At 75.1% G+C, this 20,550-nt stretch carries 21 protein-coding genes and 1 pseudogene; 13 read left to right on the top strand and 9 right to left on the bottom strand.

Annotated features, from left to right (window positions below; all coding sequences use genetic code 11):
• A complete protein-coding gene (locus RLT57_RS02250; RefSeq protein WP_311295674.1) occupies positions 1 to 567 on the top strand; it encodes a sugar O-acetyltransferase in 567 nt (188 codons plus the stop codon).
• A 38-nt stretch (positions 568 to 605) separates the two neighbouring features.
• On the opposite strand, the gene RLT57_RS02245 is transcribed toward RLT57_RS02250, so the two are convergent.
• A complete protein-coding gene (locus RLT57_RS02245) occupies positions 606 to 1,622 on the bottom strand; it encodes a LacI family DNA-binding transcriptional regulator (RefSeq protein ID WP_311295673.1) in 1,017 nt (338 codons plus the stop codon).
• Between the two features lie 838 nt (positions 1,623 to 2,460).
• Between RLT57_RS02245 and RLT57_RS02240 the strand changes: the two genes are divergently transcribed.
• The 4 genes from RLT57_RS02240 (at position 2,461) to RLT57_RS02225 (ending at position 6,854) form a co-directional block, all read left to right on the top strand.
• On the top strand, positions 2,461 to 3,300 hold the full coding sequence (locus RLT57_RS02240; protein WP_311295672.1) for a hypothetical protein: 840 nt from the start codon (positions 2,461 to 2,463) through the stop codon (positions 3,298 to 3,300).
• 87 nt (positions 3,301 to 3,387) lie between these two features.
• Positions 3,388 to 5,022 (top strand): CocE/NonD family hydrolase, encoded by a 1,635-nt coding sequence (locus RLT57_RS02235; protein ID WP_311295671.1) that lies wholly within the window; start codon positions 3,388 to 3,390, stop codon positions 5,020 to 5,022.
• Positions 5,023 to 5,447: 425 nt separating this feature from the next.
• The gene (locus RLT57_RS02230) at positions 5,448 to 5,615 is read left to right on the top strand and encodes a hypothetical protein (RefSeq protein WP_311295670.1); all 168 of its coding nucleotides are present in this window, start codon (positions 5,448 to 5,450) and stop codon (positions 5,613 to 5,615) included.
• 135 nt (positions 5,616 to 5,750) lie between these two features.
• The gene (locus RLT57_RS02225; RefSeq protein ID WP_311295669.1) at positions 5,751 to 6,854 is read left to right on the top strand and encodes a P1 family peptidase; all 1,104 of its coding nucleotides are present in this window, start codon (positions 5,751 to 5,753) and stop codon (positions 6,852 to 6,854) included.
• A gap of 206 nt (positions 6,855 to 7,060) precedes the next feature.
• On the opposite strand, the gene RLT57_RS02220 is transcribed toward RLT57_RS02225, so the two are convergent.
• The 3 genes from RLT57_RS02220 to RLT57_RS02210 all read right to left on the bottom strand — a co-directional run bounded on the left by RLT57_RS02220 (position 7,061) and on the right by RLT57_RS02210 (position 12,008).
• A complete protein-coding gene (locus tag RLT57_RS02220; RefSeq protein ID WP_311295668.1) occupies positions 7,061 to 8,293 on the bottom strand; it encodes a glycosyltransferase in 1,233 nt (410 codons plus the stop codon).
• A 150-nt stretch (positions 8,294 to 8,443) separates the two neighbouring features.
• Positions 8,444 to 10,726 (bottom strand): protein kinase domain-containing protein, encoded by a 2,283-nt coding sequence (locus RLT57_RS02215; RefSeq protein WP_311295667.1) that lies wholly within the window; start codon positions 10,724 to 10,726, stop codon positions 8,444 to 8,446.
• Between the two features lie 109 nt (positions 10,727 to 10,835).
• Positions 10,836 to 12,008, bottom strand: a complete 1,173-nt coding sequence (locus RLT57_RS02210) for a hypothetical protein (RefSeq protein ID WP_311295666.1) — start codon at positions 12,006 to 12,008, stop codon at positions 10,836 to 10,838.
• A 307-nt stretch (positions 12,009 to 12,315) separates the two neighbouring features.
• Between RLT57_RS02210 and RLT57_RS02205 the strand changes: the two genes are divergently transcribed.
• The 3 genes from RLT57_RS02205 (at position 12,316) to RLT57_RS02195 (ending at position 14,682) form a co-directional block, all read left to right on the top strand.
• The gene (locus RLT57_RS02205) at positions 12,316 to 13,632 is read left to right on the top strand and encodes an AI-2E family transporter (protein ID WP_311295665.1); all 1,317 of its coding nucleotides are present in this window, start codon (positions 12,316 to 12,318) and stop codon (positions 13,630 to 13,632) included.
• 205 nt (positions 13,633 to 13,837) lie between these two features.
• Entirely contained in the window at positions 13,838 to 14,056 is a 219-nt protein-coding gene (locus RLT57_RS02200; RefSeq protein ID WP_311295664.1) for a hypothetical protein, read from the top strand.
• Positions 14,057 to 14,235: 179 nt separating this feature from the next.
• Positions 14,236 to 14,682, top strand: coding sequence for a response regulator (locus tag RLT57_RS02195; protein ID WP_311295663.1), 447 nt, complete (start codon positions 14,236 to 14,238; stop codon positions 14,680 to 14,682).
• Positions 14,683 to 14,753: 71 nt separating this feature from the next.
• On the opposite strand, the pseudogene RLT57_RS02190 reads toward RLT57_RS02195, so the two are convergent.
• Together RLT57_RS02190 and RLT57_RS02185 are read right to left on the bottom strand one after the other, a co-directional pair.
• A pseudogene (locus RLT57_RS02190) lies at positions 14,754 to 15,299 on the bottom strand (glycogen debranching enzyme); the annotation flags it as partial.
• 9 nt (positions 15,300 to 15,308) lie between these two features.
• Positions 15,309 to 15,674, bottom strand: a complete 366-nt coding sequence (locus tag RLT57_RS02185; RefSeq protein WP_311295662.1) for a YkvA family protein — start codon at positions 15,672 to 15,674, stop codon at positions 15,309 to 15,311.
• Between the two features lie 134 nt (positions 15,675 to 15,808).
• Between RLT57_RS02185 and RLT57_RS02180 the strand changes: the two genes are divergently transcribed.
• On the top strand, positions 15,809 to 16,084 hold the full coding sequence (locus RLT57_RS02180) for a WhiB family transcriptional regulator (RefSeq protein WP_311295661.1): 276 nt from the start codon (positions 15,809 to 15,811) through the stop codon (positions 16,082 to 16,084).
• Positions 16,085 to 16,145: 61 nt separating this feature from the next.
• Here RLT57_RS02180 and RLT57_RS02175 read toward each other — a convergent pair whose 3' ends face one another.
• On the bottom strand, positions 16,146 to 16,412 hold the full coding sequence (locus RLT57_RS02175; protein WP_311295660.1) for a GlsB/YeaQ/YmgE family stress response membrane protein: 267 nt from the start codon (positions 16,410 to 16,412) through the stop codon (positions 16,146 to 16,148).
• Positions 16,413 to 16,692: 280 nt separating this feature from the next.
• A complete protein-coding gene (locus RLT57_RS02170) occupies positions 16,693 to 17,043 on the bottom strand; it encodes an STAS domain-containing protein (protein ID WP_311295659.1) in 351 nt (116 codons plus the stop codon).
• Between the two features lie 129 nt (positions 17,044 to 17,172).
• Between RLT57_RS02170 and RLT57_RS02165 the strand changes: the two genes are divergently transcribed.
• The 4 genes from RLT57_RS02165 (at position 17,173) to RLT57_RS02150 (ending at position 19,497) form a co-directional block, all read left to right on the top strand.
• Complete coding sequence (locus RLT57_RS02165; protein ID WP_311295658.1) at positions 17,173 to 17,637, top strand: ATP-binding protein; 465 nt, start codon at positions 17,173 to 17,175, stop codon at positions 17,635 to 17,637.
• Between the two features lie 309 nt (positions 17,638 to 17,946).
• Positions 17,947 to 18,105, top strand: a complete 159-nt coding sequence (locus tag RLT57_RS02160) for a hypothetical protein (RefSeq protein ID WP_311295657.1) — start codon at positions 17,947 to 17,949, stop codon at positions 18,103 to 18,105.
• 36 nt (positions 18,106 to 18,141) lie between these two features.
• Positions 18,142 to 18,552, top strand: coding sequence for an ATP-binding protein (locus RLT57_RS02155; protein ID WP_311295656.1), 411 nt, complete (start codon positions 18,142 to 18,144; stop codon positions 18,550 to 18,552).
• A gap of 534 nt (positions 18,553 to 19,086) precedes the next feature.
• On the top strand, positions 19,087 to 19,497 hold the full coding sequence (locus RLT57_RS02150) for an ATP-binding protein (RefSeq protein ID WP_311295655.1): 411 nt from the start codon (positions 19,087 to 19,089) through the stop codon (positions 19,495 to 19,497).
• 167 nt (positions 19,498 to 19,664) lie between these two features.
• Here RLT57_RS02150 and RLT57_RS02145 read toward each other — a convergent pair whose 3' ends face one another.
• Complete coding sequence (locus tag RLT57_RS02145; protein WP_311295654.1) at positions 19,665 to 20,531, bottom strand: aldo/keto reductase; 867 nt, start codon at positions 20,529 to 20,531, stop codon at positions 19,665 to 19,667.
• Positions 20,532 to 20,550: the final 19 nt, after the last annotated feature.

Genomic DNA, 20,550 nt, shown 5'->3' with positions numbered 1-20,550 from the left:
ATGGGTGAGAACAAGGAACGGATGCTGGCCGGCGACTGGTACCTGCCCGACGACGGGGAACTGGGTGCCGACAGCATGCGCCGGGCCGAACTGTGCCGCGACTTCAACGCCAGCGTCGACCACGCCGAACGGCGGCTGCTGCTGGCGGAGCTGCTGGGCTCGGTCGGCGAAGGCGTACGCATCAGGTCGCCGTTCCAGTGCGACTACGGCCGGTACATCAGCGTGGGTGCCCGCACCTTCGTGAACTTCGGCGCGGTCTTCCTCGATGCCGCGCCGATCACGGTCGGCGCCGATGTGCAGATCGGGCCGAACGTACAGCTGCTCACACCCACGCACGAGTTGGACACTGAGCGGCGCCGCGCCGGCTGGGAGCGGGCGGAACCGGTCACGATCGGCGACAACGTCTGGCTCGGCGGCGGGGTGATCGTCTGCCCCGGCGTGACGATCGGCGCCGACACCGTGGTCGGCGCCGGCTCGGTCGTCACCAAGGACCTGCCCGCCGGGGTGCTGGCCGTCGGCAACCCGGCCCGGGTGATCAGGATCCTGCGGCCGCCCGGCGGCACCTGAGCGGCGTCCGGCGCTCACCCTCGCGGGAGCCTGCCGGGTCAGCGCTGCGGAGCCGGCCCGGTCGACTCCCGCAGCACCAGCTGCGTGGCCAGCTCCACGTGCAGCGTGTCCACCGTGTGCCGGTCCAGCAGCCGCATCAGCAGCGAGACGGCCATCCGTCCCATCTCCTCCAGCGGCTGCCGCACCGTCGTCAGCCGGGGCACCGTGCTGCGGCTGAGATAGGTGTCGTCGAAGCCGGTGATCGACAGGTCCTCCGGGATCCGCAGCCCGCGCTCGTAGGCCGACCGCAGCGCGCCGACCGCGGCCTTGTCGTTGAAGGCGACCAGGGCGGTGGGGCGGTCCGGCAGGTCGAGGAGCTCGCACGCGGCGACGTACCCCCACTCGGAGGTCGGCTCGATGCTGCGCAGCAGCTCCGGGGAGGGCAGCACTCCGGCGTCGGCCAGCGCGGAGGTGTGGCCCGCCAGCCGGGACTGCCCGGCCAGCCAGTCGCCGGGGCCGCCGATCACGCCGATCCTGCGGTGCCCGAGGGTGACCAGGTGCGCGCTGACGCTGCGCGCCGCGGTGAGGTGGGCGGCGGACACCGAGGCGATGTCGGGGGGCAGCGGGGTGCGCGGGTCGACCACCACGAACGGGAAGTCCTGCGCCCGCAGCGCCTCCAGCTCCTTCTCCGGCTCCGGCGGTACGACCAGCACCGCGCCCGCGATCCCCGGGTCGTTCGGCAGCCCCGGCAGCACCGACGTCTCGCGGGCCGCGTCGCCCGCGCTCAGTACCACCCGGCGCCCGTGCAGGTCGAGCGTCTCGGCGATCGAGGAGACGATCACCCCGAAGTAGTCGGTGAGCACGTACGGACATCGCAGACAGATCGCCCCGTTCGCGGTGCCGCGTCTGGCCGGGGCCGGCGCGCCCAGCCGGGCCACCGCCCGGCGTACCAGCTCCTGCGTCTCCGGGGCGACATGGGCGTGCCCGTTCATCACCCGGGACACGGTGGCGATCGACACACCCGCCTCGGCGGCGATGGCACGGACCGTGGCGCGTGATCCCGGCTGCCTAACCACGTGTTACACGGTTTCGTTTCATGTGTGCAGCTTAACGGCAGCGTCCGGCCGTCAACAACGGGAGTAGTCCCCGATATTGACACGCCGACGGGTCGGCGGCTTACCTGGCTCTCGTACTCGGGTTCCTGAAAATGTTTCAGGATGTTTCGATGACAGCGGGACCGCACGGGAGAGCAGGCGAGCCGAGGAGGGCGACAGCGATGAGGAGACCGCTCGGGTACGGCGCGGTCCCGGCCGCAGCCGCGGCGGCACCCACCCGGTGGAGCCCGGCCGCCCCTCGGCTCCGCCGCTGACCCCACGACGGCCCTGGGCCCCGGTCCTCCCCGCTCCGGGCCCACGGCAACCCCTCGCCCGCAGGCCGCCGGCCGGTCACCGGCGCCCCTTGGGCTCACCCCGCCGGGAAGGACCGAGGGCGGCAGGCCGTAGCCCGCGGCGCGGATGCCGCTGAGCCGCCCGTAGGACGTGCGCCGCGCCGGCTCGGCCACGGCCGCCGCGCCGAGCTCCGGCTCCACGCCGAACAGCCCGGCGATCACGCCTCGGCCCGGAGCGCCGGCGGGAGGTCCTCCGCCAGGTCGGCGGCGACCAGCGCCTGCACACCGAGGCGGTCGGCAACAGCCACGACGACCTCGGCATCCACCACAACGGCGGCGGCATCGAGAACCGCAACGTCGTCACCTCCGGCCTGGACGAGACGCTGCTCCAGCCCTTCCAGAAGGACGTCAGGGTCTTCGCGGACTGGTCGGCCGACTTCAACGCCAGGTTCGGCGACCTGACGGCGGCGGGCGACTTCCTGATCTCCAGCGGCATTTCGGGCAACTCCGCGCAGTACGTGCGCGCGGTGGCGCAGAAGGGCGGCAGCCTGGTCCTCACCAATCCCTGGCCGGGGCGGAGCCCGCAGCTGTGCCGGAACGGCATCGTGTCCGGCATCGTGTCCGGCACTGTGTCCGGCACTGTGTCCGGCACTGTGTCCGGCACCAGGATCACCCTGGCCACGTCGGTCGGCGAGACCGTCACCCCGGCCCCGTCCGGGCCGTCGCACGCCACCGTGCAGACGCGGCTCGCCCAGCCGCTCACCACGGCACCGGCGGTGCCTTCTCCTCCGGGTTCGAGCCCGGCGACCCGGCGCCGACCTGGACCGACACCGTGGACACCGCGGGGCGGCAACGACGTCGGCGTCACCGGTGTCAACTCCGGCACCCCGGGCCCGCAGGCCAGTCCGCGCACCGGTGAGACGGCCCGCACCGGCGGCAGTTCGCTGATGTACTCCGGGTCCGCCGCCGGCGGCAACGCCCACGCATACCTCAAGGTGTACGACCTCAGCGGCGCGCCGCTCGCCGTCAACACCGCGCAGACGCTGGGCTACCGGATCTACCCGCAGTCCGCCGCCACCACCCCGTGGGTGCCGGCCGGTTTCACCGAGAGCACGTGCGTCGCGGTGGACCTGATCTTCACCGACAACAGCACGCTGCGGGACTCCGGGACCGTCGACCGAAACGGCGACCAGGCCCGTCCGGCCCATTGGTGCGGCCACGTGACGCTCGGCACATGGAACCACGTGACCGTCGCCCTCGCCGCGGACAACGCCGGCAAGCAGATCGCCCGCATCCTCGTCGGCTACGACCACCCGGGCGGAACGGGAGGTTACCGGGGCTATGTCGACGACCGCACCATAGGCTGACCGGGCGGCAGTCGACGTGTCGCCGTATCGGCCGCCCCGCCGTCTTGTCCGCGGCGGGGGCTTGCCCGGCGGAGGGAAGGTGCCCAGGTGGAAGCGGACGTGCGGGCGGACGTGACGGTGGAGTCCGACGTGGAGGCCGTGATGCGCGACGGCACGGTGCTGCGCGCCGACATCCACCGGCCGCCCACCGGCCGCGGCCCGTGGCCGGTCCTGCTGGCCCGCTGCCCGTACGGCAAGCGCGACCCCGGCATGCTGGCCCGGCTCGGCCCCGCTGCCGCCGCCCGCCGCGGCTACCTCGTCGTCATCCAGGACACCCGCGGCCGCTTCACCTCCGGCGGCGAGTGGGAACCGCTGGTCAACGAGTACGCCGACGGCTACGACACGGTCCGCTGGGCGGCGCGGCTGCCGGCCGCGGACGGGCGCGTCGCGATGTACGGGCCCAGCTACCTCGGTTTCGTCCAGTGGGCCGCAGCCGCCGCCGGGCCGCCCGAACTGGCCGCCGTCCTGCCCGAGTTCACCTGGTCCGACCCCGCCGACGGCCTGGTCTCCCGCGGCGGGGCCCCGGAGCGCGGCCTGGTGGCCCAGTGGACCCTCGGCCTCGGCTTCGACCTCCTCAAGCGCCGCCACGCCGACGCCCCGCAGGAGCGCCGGCGCGCCCTGCGGGAGTGGGCGGACGCCTTCGCCGCGCTCCACCGCCGGGGCGGCACCACGGCCGAGGACTGGGCGCCGCCGATCCTGGACACGCTGCCCGGTCCCGGCCGCTCCGGCGGCCCCGCGCCGCGCCCGGCCCTCGACGGGTCCGCACCGCCGTGCCTGCCCACCTTGACGATCGCCGGCTGGTACGACGCCTTCCTCCAGGGCGGCCTCGACCACCACGTACTGGCCAGGGCCGGTGGCCACCCCGCGGCGCTGATCGTCGGCCCCTGGACCCACGAGGACCAGACCGGCCGGACCGGCGCCGCCGACTTCGGCCCGAACGCGGGCCAGCACGCCATCGACGGCGGGCCCGCCCTGCTCGACCGCGAACTCGACTGGCTCGACGGGGTGCTGGGACGCGGGCGGGCCGCGGAGCCGGCCGACACCGTGCTCGTCTTCGTGATGGGCGCCAACACCTGGCGCCGCCTGGACCGGTGGCCGCCCGACGCGGTCGACACCGACTGGTTCCTGCGCTCCGGCGGCGTCCTGTCCGCTCGGCCGCCGGAGCCGGACGAGGCGCCCGACACCTTCGACCACGACCCGGCGGACCCGGCGCCGGTACGCGGCGGCGCGCTGCTGCTTACCGCCGCGTACCCGGCCGGGCCGTCGGACCAGGGACCGGTGGAGGCCCGCCCCGACGTGCTGGTGTTCACCGGCGAACCGCTGGCCGAGCCGCTGGAGGTGATCGGCCGGGTCCGGGTCTTGCTGGTCGCGGCGGCCAGCGCCGGGCCCGCCGACTGGGTGGCCCGGCTGTGCGACGTGGCCCCCGACGGGACCTCCGTCAACCTCACCGACGGCATCGTCCGTACCGGCGCGGGGGGACCCGCCGAGGTGACCGTCGACCTGTGGTCCACCGCGCACGTGTTCCTGCCGGGGCACCGGGTGCGGCTCCAGGTCGCGGCGGCCGGCCACCCCCGGTGGGAGTGCGCCTCACCGGCGGCGGTCCGTACCGTCTTCCACGATCCGGACCGCCCCTCGCGGCTCGTCCTGCCGGTGACGGACCGGCGAGGCGGACACGCCGGGTGACGTCGGGACGTGACGAGGTCGAACTCCGCCCAGGGGCCGATCGCGTCGCGGTTGGCGATCAGCGCGGCGGCGCCCGCGTTCGGTGCGGTCACGTACTTGCCGTCGGCGTGTGCGCGCAGGGCGTCGAAACCGCCCGTGGGCTGGGTGGGGTCGCCGAACGCACCGAGGTTCACCGCGTTGGCGATGGCCTGCGACCCGGCCTCGTCCGGGTGCAGACGGTCGCCGGCGTCGTACGCCTGCAGATAGCGGGTCGGGTTGGCCGGGTCGTGGGTGGCGGTGTCCTGGCCCACGACGCCGTCGCAGCCGCTGCCCGCGCCCCGGACGAAAACGTTGACCTGCCCCCGGGCGGTCTCACCCGCCTGTGTCCAGCCGCCCGATCCCTGGAACGGGGTGAGCGTCGGGCGCAGGAAGGACAGCCCGGCCTGGTGCGCCCGCGTGACCAGCTGCTGGAGCGCACTGATCAGCTGGGCGCCGGTCGGCGATTGCCCGAGCCGAGGTCGTTGATCGGGCCGTCGGAGAAGATCACCCAGCGCGCGCCGGGCTGGCCGGCCACGTCCCGGGCGAACGCCGCCCGCTCGCTGCTCCGGCCCTGACCCCCGCGGGGCGGCCCCGCCGTGCCGGCCGGCACGGCGGGTGTGAAGCTGGAGCCGGCCCCGGCGCCGCCGGGGCCGCGCGCAGCGGTACGGAAACGGGCGACGGGCCGAGGCGGCACCGGGACGGGGCGGCAGATGAGCGGATCGGGACGGCCGGGCGCGCGCAACGCGCTCACCGACGTCGGCGGGCTGCGGGTCGGCCACGCCGGCCGCCGCGGCGGCGGCTGGCTGACCGGGGTCACCGTGGTGCTGGCCCCCGAGGGCGGCGCCGTCACCGCCGTCGACGTGCGCGGCGGCGGCCCCGGCACCCGGGAGACCGACGCGCTCGACCCGCGCAACCTCGTCCAGCGGATCGAGGCGGTCGTCCTCACCGGCGGCAGCGCCTTCGGCCTGGACGCGGCCTCCGGCGTGGTCGGCTGGCTGGAGCGGCACGGCCGCGGCTTCCGGGTCGGCGGCCCCGGCCAGGTGGTCCCGGTGGTGCCCGCCGCCGCGCTCTTCGACCTCGGCCGCGGCGGCAGTTGGGACGCCCGGCCGGGCCCCGGCCTCGGCCGCGCCGCCGTCGAGGCCGCGGCGGCCACCGAGGAGGGCGCCCCGGTGCCGCAGGGCTGCGTCGGCGCCGGTACGGGCGCGGTCGCCGGCGGCCTCAAGGGCGGTGTGGGCACCGCCAGCCTCGTACTGCCGTCCGGGACGACGGTGGCCGCGCTGGCGGTCGTCAACGCGGCCGGTTCCGTCGCCGACCCCGACACCGGGGTCCTGTGGGGCGCCAGGGCCGCCTGGAACGCCGAGTTCGGGCTCGACGGAGCCCCGCCGCCCGCCGCCGCGGCGGCCCGCGCCCGGGACCGGCTGGCCGCTCTGCGGCCGCCGCCGTTCAACACCACGCTCGCCGTCGTCGCCACCGACGCCGAACTGACCCGCGCCCAGGCGCAGAAGCTGGCCGGCGCCGCGCACGACGGCCTGGCCCGCGCGGTACGCCCGGTGCACCTGCTCTCCGACGGCGACACCGTCTTCTCCATGGCGACCGGCCGCCGCCCGCTGCTGCCCGCCGGCCGCCCGGCCGGCGACCCGGCGTTCGGCGTCCACATCGAGGCGGGCGCGCTCAACGAGGTCCTGGCGGCGGGCGCCGACACCCTCACCCGCGCCGTGCTGCACGCCGTCCTGACGGCCGACGGCGTCACCGGCCCCGGCGGCGACTTCCCCGCCTACCGGGAGCTGTACGACCTGCCGGAGGCGCCCGGCTGAAGCCGCCGGACGCCCCCTCCCGCGCCTCCCGGCGCTCCGCGGCCCAGCACCTGCCGGGCGGACCCGCGCGGCGCCGCGGGCCCCGGTACGCCCATCCGCCGCGTTCCCGCCGGTCGACGGCACACCACGCCGCCTCCCTCCCGCGCCGTACGGCCGCGACCCACCGGCCCCCGCTCCGCCACTCGCGCGGATCCCTACGGCAGGCCCTAGAACGGCTCCGGCAGCGGGGCCGGCGAGGGCACCAGGCCGTGGTGCACCTGCTCGATCAGCGTGCCGTAGGCGGCGATCATCCGGGTACGGCTGAAGCGCTCCCGGTTCAGCTCCAGGGCCGGGGCGAACTCCGTGCCACGTGCCGCCGCCTCGCTCCAGGCCGCCGCGACCACCGCCGGGTCCGGCGGGGCGAGCAGCCCGTGCCCGGCCACCAGCGCCGCGCAGTCGCCCACATCGGTGGCCACCGGCACCGCGCCGCACATCATGCCCTCGATCAGGCACAGCGGCGCGGCCTCGCCCGAGGAGGAGGTCAGCGACACCACGTCGGCGGCGGCGTACACCGCCTCCATGTCGCAGCGGACCCCGAGCAGCGACATCCGCTGGGCCAGCCACGGCTCGCTGCCGAGCGCCGCGCCGATGTCGGCGCGCAGGTCCGCGTTGTCGGCGGTCATCCCGGCACCGCACATCAGCACGTGCCCGCGCGGCTCCTGCCGCAGGAACCGGCGGGCCGCCCGCAGGAACAGCGGTACGTTCTTCATCCCGGCGTACCGGGCGGCGAAGACCACCACCGGCGCCCCGGCGTCGACCCCCAGCGCCGCGCGCCAACGGGCCCGCTGGACCGGGTCCGGGCGGAACCGCAGCAGGTCCACCCCGTTGGGGATCACCCGCAGCAGCTCGGCCGGGACGCCGGCCGCCGCGTACGCCGCCCGGGTGGACTCCGCGCAGCACACCCCGGCGCGCACCCGGCCCGCCTCGACCGCGGCCAGCAGCGCGTCCAGCGCGGCGCCCTGGTTCTCCGGGTCGGACCGGTGCAGGCACACCACGACCGGCCGCAGCGGCAGGCCCGCCTGGTTCAGCAGCGCCAGCGGCTGCTCCTTGAGCGACAGCACCACGTCCGCGGCGGCCGTCGCCCGTGCCACCGCCGCCAGCTCCTCGGCGCTGAAGTCCTCCGGTTCCGGTCCGCCGAAGCCCGCCGGGTCCGGCGGCGGGGGACCGGTCTCGCCGCGGCGCAGTGCCGAGACCGGGACGCCCGCGCCGGTCAGGGCGCGATAACAGGCGTCGTCCTCCAATCGCTGCCGGGTCGCCTCGCGGTGCATTTCGCCCTGGATGCTCAGCACCGCGTGCTCCTGGGCCGCCCCGTGCAGGCCGAGGATCACATCGCTGTGCAAAATGCGGGCTCCACCGGAAAAGAAGCCTTCGTAGACCGACAGCACACGCAGTTCGCTCATAAAGCGCACCAATCGCCGTCCCGCGCTGGCGGGAAATTCCGTTCCCCCTTGACCAGCGGATTAGCCGCGATAGGAGCATTCGAAACTCGACGGCATGTGAATTCCGTATTTCCGGCAGAGGCGCAAAGCGTTACGCGCCCGTTTGTATTCTTAACTCCAGGACGGATGGCCCTCGGGGAGGCTCCCGGTGGTGAGCCGTACCATGCCGGTACCGTCGGCCCGGACCGCCCAGACCGCCGGGGTCTCGATCGGGCCGCTCACGTACGCCACCCACTTGCCGTCCGGTGACCAGGTGGGGTCCATGTCCTGGTCCGGGGTGGCCACCAGCGGGTGGTCGCCCATGCCGTTGGCGCCCACCACGTGGATGTCGCCCTGGGTGTCGGCCGCGGGCTCGCCGGGTTTGCCGGGCTTGCCGTAGATGTAGGCGAGATGGGTGCCGTCAGGCGACCACACCGGGTCCAGGGCCCGCTGCGAGCCGTGGGTGAGCTGCCGGGGCGTGGCGGCGGGATCGGCGAGGTCGATCAGGTTGACCTGCCACAGGCCCAGCTTCTCCTTCTCCTGGATGCACACCGCGAGATGGGTGCCGTCCGGCGACCAGGCCGGATCCTCGACCTGCCTGCTGCCGGTGGTGACCTGCTGCGCGGTGCCGTCGGCGACGTTCACCGTGTAGACCTGCTGGACGCCGTCCTTGACGCGGGTCGCCGCGAGCCGGGTGCCGTCCGGCGACCAGGACACCTTCCCGCCGGCGATCGCCGCGACCCTGTGCGCACCGGAGCCGTCGGCGTTCGCCACCCACACCTCCGAACCGGCTTGCGCGCGGCGGGTGAACGCGAAGGTCAGGCGGCCCGGGGCCCACACGGGCAGGATGTCGCAGGTGCCGCCGGTGACGAGCCGGCGCGGGTCGTCCTTGGCCGCGTCCCTGATCGCGATCACGCCATGGCAGAGGCTCGGCCAGCCGGGCGCGGTGTCCTGGCGGACCAGCAGCGGCGGCTGCGCCTGGAGGGAACCGGCCGGAGCACTGACGGCGGAGGGGGAGGTGCCCGCCCCGCCGGACGCCTTGGACGCCCCACCCGCGGTCCCGTGACGGCCCGAACCGTCGCTCGACCACGGCTGCGCCACCGCCAGGCCGGCGACCGTGCCGGCGACCACCAGCGCGGCGATCGCGAGCAGCACAGGGCGGCGGCGCCGCTCGGCCTGCGGCGGCTCGACGAGGGTCGGCCGCACCGGCGGCTGCGCCGGGGCGCCGCCGGGTTCGTACGGCCCCGCGGGCGGTCCGAACGCGCCGAGCCCCCCGGGCGCGCCCGCCGGCGGCACCGCCCTGACCGTCTCCTGGTACGAGTTCGCGGCCGGCCCGGCACCCGGCGCGCCCGGCGGCGGAGGCGGCGTGCCGGGGGCCGGCGGCGCGCCCTCCGGCCGCTGCGGGTACGCCGAAGCGGGGAAGGACTCCGCCTTGACGGTGTCCGGATGGCCCGGGGCGCCCGCGGGCGGCAGGTCGTCCCGGCCGCTCCGGGCGGACGGCCCCGCCTCCGCGGCGGCCGCCCCGTACGCCTCGGAGGTGTTCGCCGGCATCGTGTCGATCCGCTGCAGCATGGCCGTCGCCTCGGCCGGCAGCCAGTCACCGGACGGCAGGGGCTGCACGGTCAGCCCGCTCAGGAACTGCGCCGGGGTCGGCCGCTCGGCCGGGTCCTTGGACAGGCACGCGGCGATCAGCGGCCGCAGCTCGGGCGGGATGCCGTTCAGATCGGGCGCCTGGTGGACGACCCGGTAGTGCCGGGCCGCCGACGGCCCGTCCCCGAACGGGAAGGCCCCCAGGGCCTGGCTGAGCACCACGCCCAGCGCGAACATGTCCACCGCGGGCGTCACTGCGCCGCCGGTGAGCTGCTCGGGCGCGAGATACCCGGGGGTGCCGATCTGCAGACCGGTCTGGGTCAGCGCGGTGCCGTCCATGGCACGGGCGATACCGAAGTCGATGACCCGCGGCCCGTCCTCGGCGATGATGATGTTGGCGGGCTTCAGGTCGCGGTGCATCACGCCGACCCGGTGGATCGCCTCCAGCGCCTCGGCGAGCCCGGCCGCCAGCACGGTGACCGAACCGACCGGCAGCGTTCCGACGTTGAGCAGCACCGACTGCAGCGTCGGCCCGGGTACGAAGGCGGTGACCAGCCATGCGGGCTGCCCGTCGGGGTCGGCGTCCACCACCGGCGCCGTATGGAAGCCGCCGACCCTGCGGGCGGCGGCGACCTCGTCGGCGAAACGGCGCCGGAAGCCCGGCTCGGTGCTCAGTTCCGGCCGCACCACCTTGACCGCGACCGCCCGCCCCGACCGCGAACGACCGAAGTACACCACGCCCATGCCGCCCTGGCCGAGCCGCCCGACCAGGCGGTAGCGGCCCTCCCCGACCGACGTCGGGTCGCCCGCCTCCAGCGGTATCATCCCGTCCCCCATCCGTCCCCGCGCCCGATTGACGGCGGCCCCTGCCGCCGGACCGCCGAGCGGGATGCGGCCGGTCCGTACGGACCGGCGTCACGCGCCCGCGACCATCTCACCCCGCGGCCCTGATCCGCCGCCGTACGACCATCAGCAGCAGCCCCGCTGCGAGCAGGGTACTGCCGCCGGTCAGGAAGGCGATGCGGGGTGTTCCGTCGCCTGTCGCGGCCAGCCTAGGGGGCGTGTCGGCCGGTTGCACGGCCTTCGGCGCAGCCGCCGGGGACGCGGTGCGCGGTGCGGGGGACCGGGTCGGCCGGGTGGTCGTGATCATCTGCCGCGCGGGCACCGTCGCCAGGCGCACCTCGGTGGCGACCGGGGTCGGGCTCGGGGAGGCGGACGGCGGCGGCACCGGGACCGGCAGTTCGGTCCCGTCCGGCCCGGCGGGGACCAGGTACGGGTCCGGCGGGCCGTCGGGGGCCGCGCTCACCACGCCGTTGGAGGTGGCCGTGAACACCACGGAGAAGTTCCCGTCGTACCCGGTGAGGGTCTCCCTGACCAGCGGTGTTCCGTCGACGGGCCGGTACTGCACCCGGACCGGTACGCCCGTGAGCGGCTGCGGGCCCGCCGCGGAGTCCCGCGCGTACGACCCGGTGGCGGTCACCGTCCGCCCGGCGGCCGTGACGGCGCCCAGGCGGTAGTCCACCGCCAGCCGGGCCGTGCTCGCGGTGGCCGTCACCTCCACCCGGGCCTCGGCCGCCTCGTCGGCGCCGACGGTGTCGACGGCCGGGTGGACCGCGCGGACCACGACCGTATGCGGACCGGGTGCCGCGGCGCCGGTTCCGCCTGGCCGCAGGCCGATTTCGACGTCCTCCAGCAGGAAGCGGCCCTGCGTGTCGGTGGTCACCCTGCCCAGTACGGAGCCGCCGCCGGGGGTGCCCGAGCCGCCCGACGGGTCCGCGGCGGTGCCGGCCGCGGACCCGTCGGGCGACTGGACGAGGTCCACCGTCTGCGCGGGCGCGGGCTGCGCCGGGCCGTCCTGGCGGTGGCGGCGCGTCAGCAGACCGGTCAGCGTCACCGTGCGGTGGTCGTAGTCCGTCGCGGCGGGCAGCGCGGTGAAGTCGGTGAACTCGTAGATCCAGGCGCGGTGTCCGAGCGGCTCGGCGCGGGCCGACGAAGCGCTCAGCAGGTCCCCGAGCAGCACGGACAGCACCAGCAGCGCCGACGCGGCGGTCGCCGCCGTGCGCCGGCCCGGCCCGGTCCGGGCCGCGGCCGAAGCGATGGGTGACACCGGTCCCCCTCCCCCTGACATCCGTTGGACCGCCGATCACTCGTCAAGGTTGTGCACGGGAAAGAGAAATCCGGATGATCCGGACATGAACCGCCGCCCGACACGACCTGCCGGACCTGGCCGACGACGATCACGGGGGTACACACAGAGGGTATCGGCCGACCGGCGGTACTCGGTGACACGACCCGAATCTTCACCGCCCGTGCGGGTAGACGTCGATGCGACGCCGAGCCGGCGGGCGCGGATCCTTCCGGCGCCGCATCGCGAACCGGCCCGCGGGGTCCACTGCCACGAGGGAGACACCGCCATGCCCGAGACACCGGCCGACACGGCACCACCGCCGGCCCCGGCCGACAGCGCGGGCGGCGGCGGGACCGGGGGCCCGGACGGGGAGGCCGCCGCCGACACCCGGCGGCCGGTCGAACGGCCGCCCACCGGTGCCGGATCGGCCGGAGCTGCGTCCGCCGGCCCTGCGTCCACCGGACCCGCGACGGCCGCGGAGGCGCCGGACGACGCGGCCGCCAACCCGGCCGCCTCCGGCCCGGACGCCGCGCGGCGGGCTGAACGGCGCCCGGTCCGGCGACCGCTCGCGCTGCCGTCCCGCCGCGCCTCCTGGTTCCGGGTCGGCTTCGGCCTCGGGCTCGGCGCGATTCTGGCCTGGCTGCTGGTCCAGACGGTGCTGCAGATCAGCGAACTTTTGACCCTGCTGCTGCTCGCCGTCTTCATCGCGGTCAGCCTGGAGCCCGTCGTCGCCTGGCTGTGCCGGCTCGGGCTGCGCCGGGCCTGGTCGGTCGGCGTGGTGCTGGTCGCCTTCGCCGGGCTGCTCGCCGCGTTCCTCGCACTGGTGATCCCGCCGGTCACCGCCGCCGTCAGCGCGCTCACCGACGCGGTGCCGCGCTGGCGCGAGCAGCTGCACGACCACCACTCCACCCTCGGCCGGCTGGAGGACCACTACCACGTCATCGAGAAGGCACAGGCCCAGCTCGGCTCCAGCGGCGCCTCCGCGGTGGCCGGCGGGGTGCTGACCACCGGCCAGCTGGTGATCAGCGCGGTCACCTCGACCGTCATCGTCGTCACCGTCACCCTGTACGTGATGGCGGCGCTGCCGGCGATCAAGCAGTTCGGCTACCGCTTCGTGCCCGGCACCCGCAGACCCAGGGTGGAGCACATCGCCGAGGAGATCCTCAGCCGGGTCGGCCGGTACATGCTCGGCAACATCGCGACCTCGGTGATCGCGGGCGTGGCCACCTTCGTGTGGTGCGAGGTGATCGGCGTGCCCTACCCGGCCGCGCTGGGGTTCTTCGTGGCGCTGATGGACATGGTGCCGGTGGTCGGCTCGACCGTCGGGGGAGTGGTGGTCAGCCTGGTGGCGCTGGCCGCGTCGCTGCCGGTGGCGATCGCCACCGCGGCGTTCTACATCGGCTTCCGGATCGCCGAGGACTACCTGATCATGCCGCGCGCCATGAAGTTCGCGGTCAACGTGCACCCGGTGGTGACGGTGGTCGCGGTCCTGGCGGGCGGATCGCTCCTCGGCATCATCGGCGGCCTGGTGGCGATCCCGGCCGCCGTCGCGCTCGGCATCGTCCTGGACGAGTACGTCTTCCCGCGGACCGACGCCTCCTGACCCGACGCCTCCTGACCCGGCGGCCGCGGCCGGCCGCCGTGGCCGACCCGCGGGACACCGGGTTTTCCGCCCCCGGAGCCGCGGGGAGCCGGGGCCGCGCACCGCCGGTTTGCCGGCGGCCCGGCGGGCAAGGCGAACCGGTGCGGCCCGCCCGTACCCGGCCTACTCCGGGCGGGGGCGGGCGCCTTGACCCGGAGGAGGACCGATGCGGATGATCATGGGTGTGGTGCTCGCGTTGTGGGGCGCGTTCTTCGTACTGTTCAGCGGACGCGTGGCCAAGGGCCAGTACCCGCGTGGCCGGCTCGCGGCGACCGAGGCCCCGGGCGGCGGCGCCGGGCCGCACCGGATGACGACCGCCTTCAACGTCGTCATCGGCGCCGGCCTGACCGTGTGCGGCGTCCTGCTGGCGATCGACGCGTTCTGACCTCGCGCCGGGCGTGCGCCGCCCCCCCGTACGAGGGGTGCGGTCCGCGGGCGGGCGCGGCCGACAACGGCTGTTGTCGCGTGGCCGGGGGCATCCCTAGGATTCGGTGCATGCCGCACTCCGGGCCGCGTGGCGAAGGCGTCCCGGGGACTTGTGTACCGGAGACCAGGAGCCACCCGATGAACGCCCTCAACCAGGCCCGTACGTACAGCGTCCTGCTGGTGGAGGACGACCCCGCCGACGCGCTCCTGGTCGAGGACGCGCTCAGTGAGGGCGGCCTGGCCCGCTCCCTCACCCACGTGGGGGACGGACTGGAGGCGCTCGCGCACCTGCGGGACACCGCCAAGGAGCGGCCCGACCTGATCGTGCTGGACCTCAACATGCCGCGGATGAACGGCCGGGAACTGCTCGCGGTGCTGCGGGACGACGACGAACTCGGCTCCATTCCGCTGGTCGTGCTGACCACGTCCGCGGCGCCGGACGACATCACCGACGCGTACCAGAAGCACGCCAACGCCTACGTCACCAAGCCGGTCAACCTGGACGACTTCCTGCGGGCCGTGCAGCGTATCGACGCCTTCTTCCTCGACACCTCCGCGCCGCTGCCCCGCGACCCCCGTCGCTGACCCCCGCCGGGGTCAGCCGCCGGCCGCCTCCCAAATCAGCACCGCGGCGGCCCGCGCCGTCATCGTGACGGTGTCCCCCGCGGCGAACGCGGCGGCCGGGCCGAGGGCGCCGGCGGTGTCCACGACGGCCTGCCAGCGCTCCCCTCATAAATGACCGAGTCATGGTACGAGTGACCGGGCGAACGGTCGTCCCCCCAGTCGAAAGACTGATCCACCACGACCGAGAGCATCGCGTGACCGAGATTGTCCACCGTACTGACACCCCGCGGATCACCGAACGGATAACCGAAGAGCGACTCATCCCCGTCCGTCTGACCGTCGACCGCCTTGGCATACGGGTCCAGCAGCAACTTCGCCGGATTGCACCGGTGCCCCCGCCCCGGATCATACGGACCGTGCACCCGGAACCCGTACCGCTGCCCCGGACCCACCCCCGGCAAAAACGCATGCCAGATAAAACCGTCCACCTCGGTGAACTCGACACGCTCCTCACGACCCGCACCATCGACCAAAGCCAACTCGACCCTCTCAGCCACCTCCGAAAACAACGCGAAATTCGTACCCACCCCATCACAGGTGGCGCCGAGGGGAAACGGATGGCCGGTCCATTTCTGCATCCTGCGACCCTAGCGGCGGAGGCCGGATTCCCATTCCACATACCGGCCCGACTCGCGGACCACTCCGCTGACGAACCACAGCGCGACCGCTCCGTCGTCCGTCCAGCCGAGTACCGGGATGAAGTCGGGAATCGCGTCCACCGGGGACACTAGGTAGATGAGCGCCAGCGCGGCGAAGCCCAGCAGCTTGCCGCGGGACAGCCCCGGGTAGTCACGCCGCAGTACCGAGCCGACCAGTCGCGGGGCGGCCAGCAGCCGGCGCAGCAGTCCGGGCGCGCCCGGCCGCCGCGTCTCGCGGTACAGGCCCCACGCCGAGCGGCCCGTCCGCAGCCGGTCGGGCACCCCGCCGACCTTGATGTCCTGTGACTTCCGCACGGTCCCCACCATCCTTCGCCGTTCCCCACCGGAATCCTCACGTTGACCGGGCGCCTGAGCGGGCAGGCGCCACGGTACGGCGCTGTGGACCGCGCCGTGTTCCCCCGGGACCAACGACGAAAGGCGGTGCCCCTGTGAGCTGGCAACAACAGGCTGCCTGCAGAACCGAAGACCCTGAACTCTTCTTTCCCGTCGGCCAGTCGGGTACGGCCAAGCTACAGGCAGAGCAGGCCAGGAGGGTCTGCGCGCAGTGCCCGGTCAAGGAGTCGTGCCTGAACGACGCCCTCGCCGCGGGCGACACCAGCGGCGTGTGGGGCGGTACGACGGAGGACGAGCGGCGGGCCATCAGGCGCCGCGACGGCCGCCGGCGGTCCGCCGCCGGCCGGCCGGGCGGGCGCGACGGAAGATGACCCGGCGGCCGGCCGTACGGCCCGCGTCGCGCACCCGGGCCGTACGGTGCCCGCACCGCGGTCACCGGCGGCGCGGGCGCCGGCGGTCCAGGGCGGCGATTCCGACGGCGGCCAGGCCGATCTGGATCAGCCACTCGATCCAGTCGACGCCCTTGGTGCTCTGGACGTCGAACCCGGCGGCTATGGCGGAGCCGATGAACGCGGCCACGATGCCCACCAGGATCGTCCAGAACACGCCGACGTGCTGACGGCCCGGCACCACAAGGCGTCCCAGCACCCCGATCACGATGCCGATGACGATGGCGCTGATGACTCCCGAGATCTCCATGACGTCCTCTCTCTTCTCCGTCCCCGGTCGGGACTTGCCGTGAGCCTCCCGGACAGCGCGGCGTGGCGGAGCGCACGAACGCCTCGGGATCCCTCAGCGGGTATCTGCCCGCGGCGGGCGTGAACAAGCGCCGCCGGGGGCGCGGGCGGCCCGGTGTCCGGGTCGGGCGGGAAGCACTCCTTCTCCCCGACGCCCGGCGTGATCCTGCGCGCCGGTCGCCCGACACCGGCGCCCTCGGCCCACCGGATCCCGCGCGGCGGGCTCACCCGGCGGCGTCCGGTCACCCGGTGCAGTCGTCCACCCGTTCGGTCTTCGCCGCCTCGGCCACCGTCGGGTACAGCGGGATGATCCGGTCCGCGCCCGTGATCCCCAGCAGCCGCAGCATCTGCGCCGGGGCCGCCGCGACCCGCAGGTCGGTGCGCTGCCGCACCGCCAGCAGGACCGACAGGAAACTGGAGTCGGCGAAGGTGACGCCCCCGGCGTCGAGCACGACCACGGGCTGCTCGGCCGCGGTCTCCAACGCCTGCCGCAGCGGCGCGAGGTTCTCGATGTCGAGATCGCCGTGCGCCGCCACCACCGGCACCGAACCGGTGGCCGGGCGGCTCTGAGAGGAATCACCATGCGTGGACATGGCGGAAGTATGCACGAGTGTTCGGTTCGGCCGGAGCGGGTGGTGAATCATGGATCGGGGAGTGTGGGAAGCGCGCGACCGGGTAGACGCCCGATCGGTCGTGCACGGCGACCGGACAGGGGCGCGGAGATGGACACAGGGACGGCGGCCGGCCGGAACCGGCGGGGGCCGGCAGGGCAGGGCATCTGGGCCGGGGCGGCGTACGACCGGCGGCCCGGGGCCATCGCCGAGGCGCGCAGTTTCATGGCCGGCTTCCTGGAGCGGGCCCGTACCGAACACGGTGTCGAGGTCCCCGAGCAGGCCGACGCCGACGCCCAGCTGGTGGTGAGCGAGCTGGTGACCAACGCCTTCAAGTACGCGCCCGGCCCGTGCGCGCTCGACCTGGAGATCCGCGGCCCGCTCCTGGAGATCACCCTCTGGGACACCAACACCGCCCTGCCGATGGCCAGGGCCGCCGAGCCGGGCCGGATCGGACAGCACGGACTGGAGATCGTCTTCGCGGTCGCCGACGGCTTCGACGTCCGCCGCGAACCGGTCGGCAAGCGGATCACGGTGACCCTCGCGCTCGGCCCCATCGGACCGTTCGACGTCTGACGGCTCGGGCGCCGCGGTACCGCTCCCCGGGCGGTCGGCCCCTGGCCCTCCCTCCCGCCGTGACACCCGGGACGCGCCCGCCCGCGCCGTGGCGGTTGCGGCGTCGGCGCGGATCCCCGCGGACCGCGGGCGCGGCCGGGCCGTCGCCGTGTGCGGCACCCGGCGCGTCACCCGGTGCGGCGGCGCGTCGGCCGGCCGGGCGCAGGACGCCCTGTCGGAGGTCTCCCGCCGGGCCGGGTAGCCTCGTTCCCGCGACAGCCCGACGCCGCCTCGTACCGTTTGTGAACGGGCGGCCGCCGACCGGCGGCCGTGGACACCGCGATCCCGGGCGGCGGACGTGCCGGGGCCGGCGGCGGACCGGTCGTGGCCCCGGCGGCCGGCGGCGTCGCGCGCCGGCTGTCCGACGCCGCCGGCACCGCCGCACCGCCCACGGCGGCGGAGACGTTCGACCAGGCGCTGGAGGCATGACCGGATGAACCAGGACCGCCGCTTCGATGAGCGGCCATGACGACGGTGGAGCCCCCGTGTGACGCCGACAGCGCCCGACCGGACAGCGCCGCGGCGGCCCGCATCCGGGTACGCGGCCTGCTGGCCGGTCACCGCGCGCCGCCGGACGGCGGGTTGCCGCTGGAGGACCGGGTGGTGACCGACGTCCTGCTGGTGACCTCGGAACTGGTCACCAACGCCATCCGGCACGGCGGCGGCGTCACCGGCTTCGCCGCCACCGTCGAGGACGGCTTCGTCTGCCTGGTCGTCAGCGACGCCAGCAGCGCCCGCCCGACGCGGTCCCCGGCCGAGCCCGGCCGGCCGGGCGGCTACGGGTGGCCGCTGGTCTGCCTGGTCGCCGACGAGGTCACGGTCACCCCGCACCCCGGCGGCGGCAAGAGCATCAGCGTACGGATGCGGCTCGCCTGATCCCGCGGGGTCCGTCCGGCCCGGCCGTCCCGGCGCGCGGTCCGTCCCAACGCGCGGTCCGCGCCGACGCGCACGGCACGCGCCGGTCGGCGGACGTCGCGGCGGGGCGGCCGGGCTCGGCCGGGGGTTCCCGGTCCGGGCGGACCGCGAACTTCCGCCCCCGCGGGGTCCGTTCGCGCCGGGCGACGGCCCTGTCCCGGCCGGCGCGGAACTCCCGGAGAGAATTCGCCGGGGCGGGTGCATGAGGCCCGGGGCGCCGGGCAGGCGCTCGTCATCCCCCGCAGGGGACTCGCGGGGGAGCCGGTCCGGCCGGTGGCTGTCACGCCGATCGACCGGACCTGTTGCCCGGCGGCGCTCCACCCCCCCCGGCGCCTCCGGGCCGCGCCCGGCCACCGACTCGCCCCCCAGCACGGTGGCCGGGCGCATGACCGCCCGTACCGGCCCGGCGGCCGGCAGGCCCGGTCGCACCGGGCCCCGGCCGCGGGGTCCGCACCCGCGGAAGACGCGTACCGTGAACCGCGAACGAGGAGCGGGATGTCAGTGAAAGCCGTCGGCTGGGCGCGATCGTTCCCTGTCGCACAGGGCGTCAAGGCGGGCCGCGACTGGGCCCGGGAACACCTCGCCGTGCTCGGCTGGAGCGAGCGGGCCCCGGAGACGGCCGACGACGTCCTGCTGGCCGTCTCCGAGCTGATCACCAACGCCCATGTGCACGCCCACAGCGACGCCCACGTGGTGCTGGTCTGGGACGGCCGGTACCTGCGGGTCAGCGTCGGCGACTCCTCGGCCGAGATGCCGGCCGCGCTGCTCCCCGACCCCGAGCGGCCCTCCGGGCGCGGTATGGCGCTGATCGATGCGCTCGCCGACGACTGGGAGGCCCGCCGGCGGCCGGACGGCAAGACGGTGACCGCGGCCTTCTCCTTCGAGCTGCCGGGCCGCCGCGACTGACCGGAGCCGGCCGCGGCGGCCGTGGCGCAGGACCCGTCCCCGCGCGGACCGCGGCGGCCGCCGTCGATCCGCCCGAGGCCGAGGGAAGCCGGACCCGCCCCCGCGCCGACCGCGGGCGGCCGGCCACGCCCACGCGCCTGACGCGGGCGGACCCGCCCGCCGGCCGGTCAGACCGCGGCCGTCAGCTCCTCGAACTCCTCGTCGGACAGCGACAGTCCCGCCGCCGCGGTGTTGTCGTCCAGGTGCCCCACCGACGACGTGCCGGGGATCGGCAGCATCACCGGGGAACGGCGCAGCAGCCAGGCCAGGGCCAGCTGGGACGGTGTGGCGCCGTGCCGCTCGGCCAGGGTGTCCAGCCGGCCGCCGGGCTTGGCCAGCTCACCGGTGGCCAGCGGGAACCACGGGATGAAGGCGATGCCCTGCGCCTCGCTGTGCTCCAGCAGCTTCTCCGCCGACCGGTTGGCGAGGTTGTAGAGGTTCTGCACGGAGACGATCTCCGCGACGGCGCGGGCCTGCTCCAGCTGGTCCACGTCCACCTCGGAGAGGCCGATGTGCCGGATCTTCCCCTCCTCCTGCAGCAGCTTCAGCTCGCCGACCTGCTCGGCCAGCGGCACCTTGGGGTCGATCCGGTGCAGCTGGAACAGGTCGATCCGCTCCAGGCCCAGGTTCCGCAGGCTCATCTCGGCCTGCTGCCGCAGGTACTCCGGACGGCCGACCGGCCGCCAGTCGCCGGGGCCGGAGCGGGTCAGGCCCGCCTTGGTGGCGATCACCAGGCCGTCGGCGTACGGGTGCAGGGCCTTCTTGATCAGCTGCTCGGCGACGACCGGACCGTAGGAGTCGGCGGTGTCGATGAAGTCCACGCCGAGTTCGACCGCCCGGCGCAGTACCCGTACCGCTTCCTGCGGGTCCTTGGGGTCGCCCCAGACGCCGGGACCCGTGAGCTGCATCGAGCCGAAGCCGAGCCGGGTCACCGGCAGGTCGCCGCCGATGGAGAAGGTGCCGGACGACTTGGCCGGCTGGGTGTGCGTGGTCATGATCAATGCTCCTCGTCAC

The organism is Streptomyces sp. ITFR-21, from assembly GCF_031844685.1.
Lineage (GTDB): Bacteria > Actinomycetota > Actinomycetes > Streptomycetales > Streptomycetaceae > Actinacidiphila.
The sequence above is the reverse complement of the archived record's forward strand: the minus strand, read 5'-3'. Positions and strand labels throughout refer to the sequence as shown.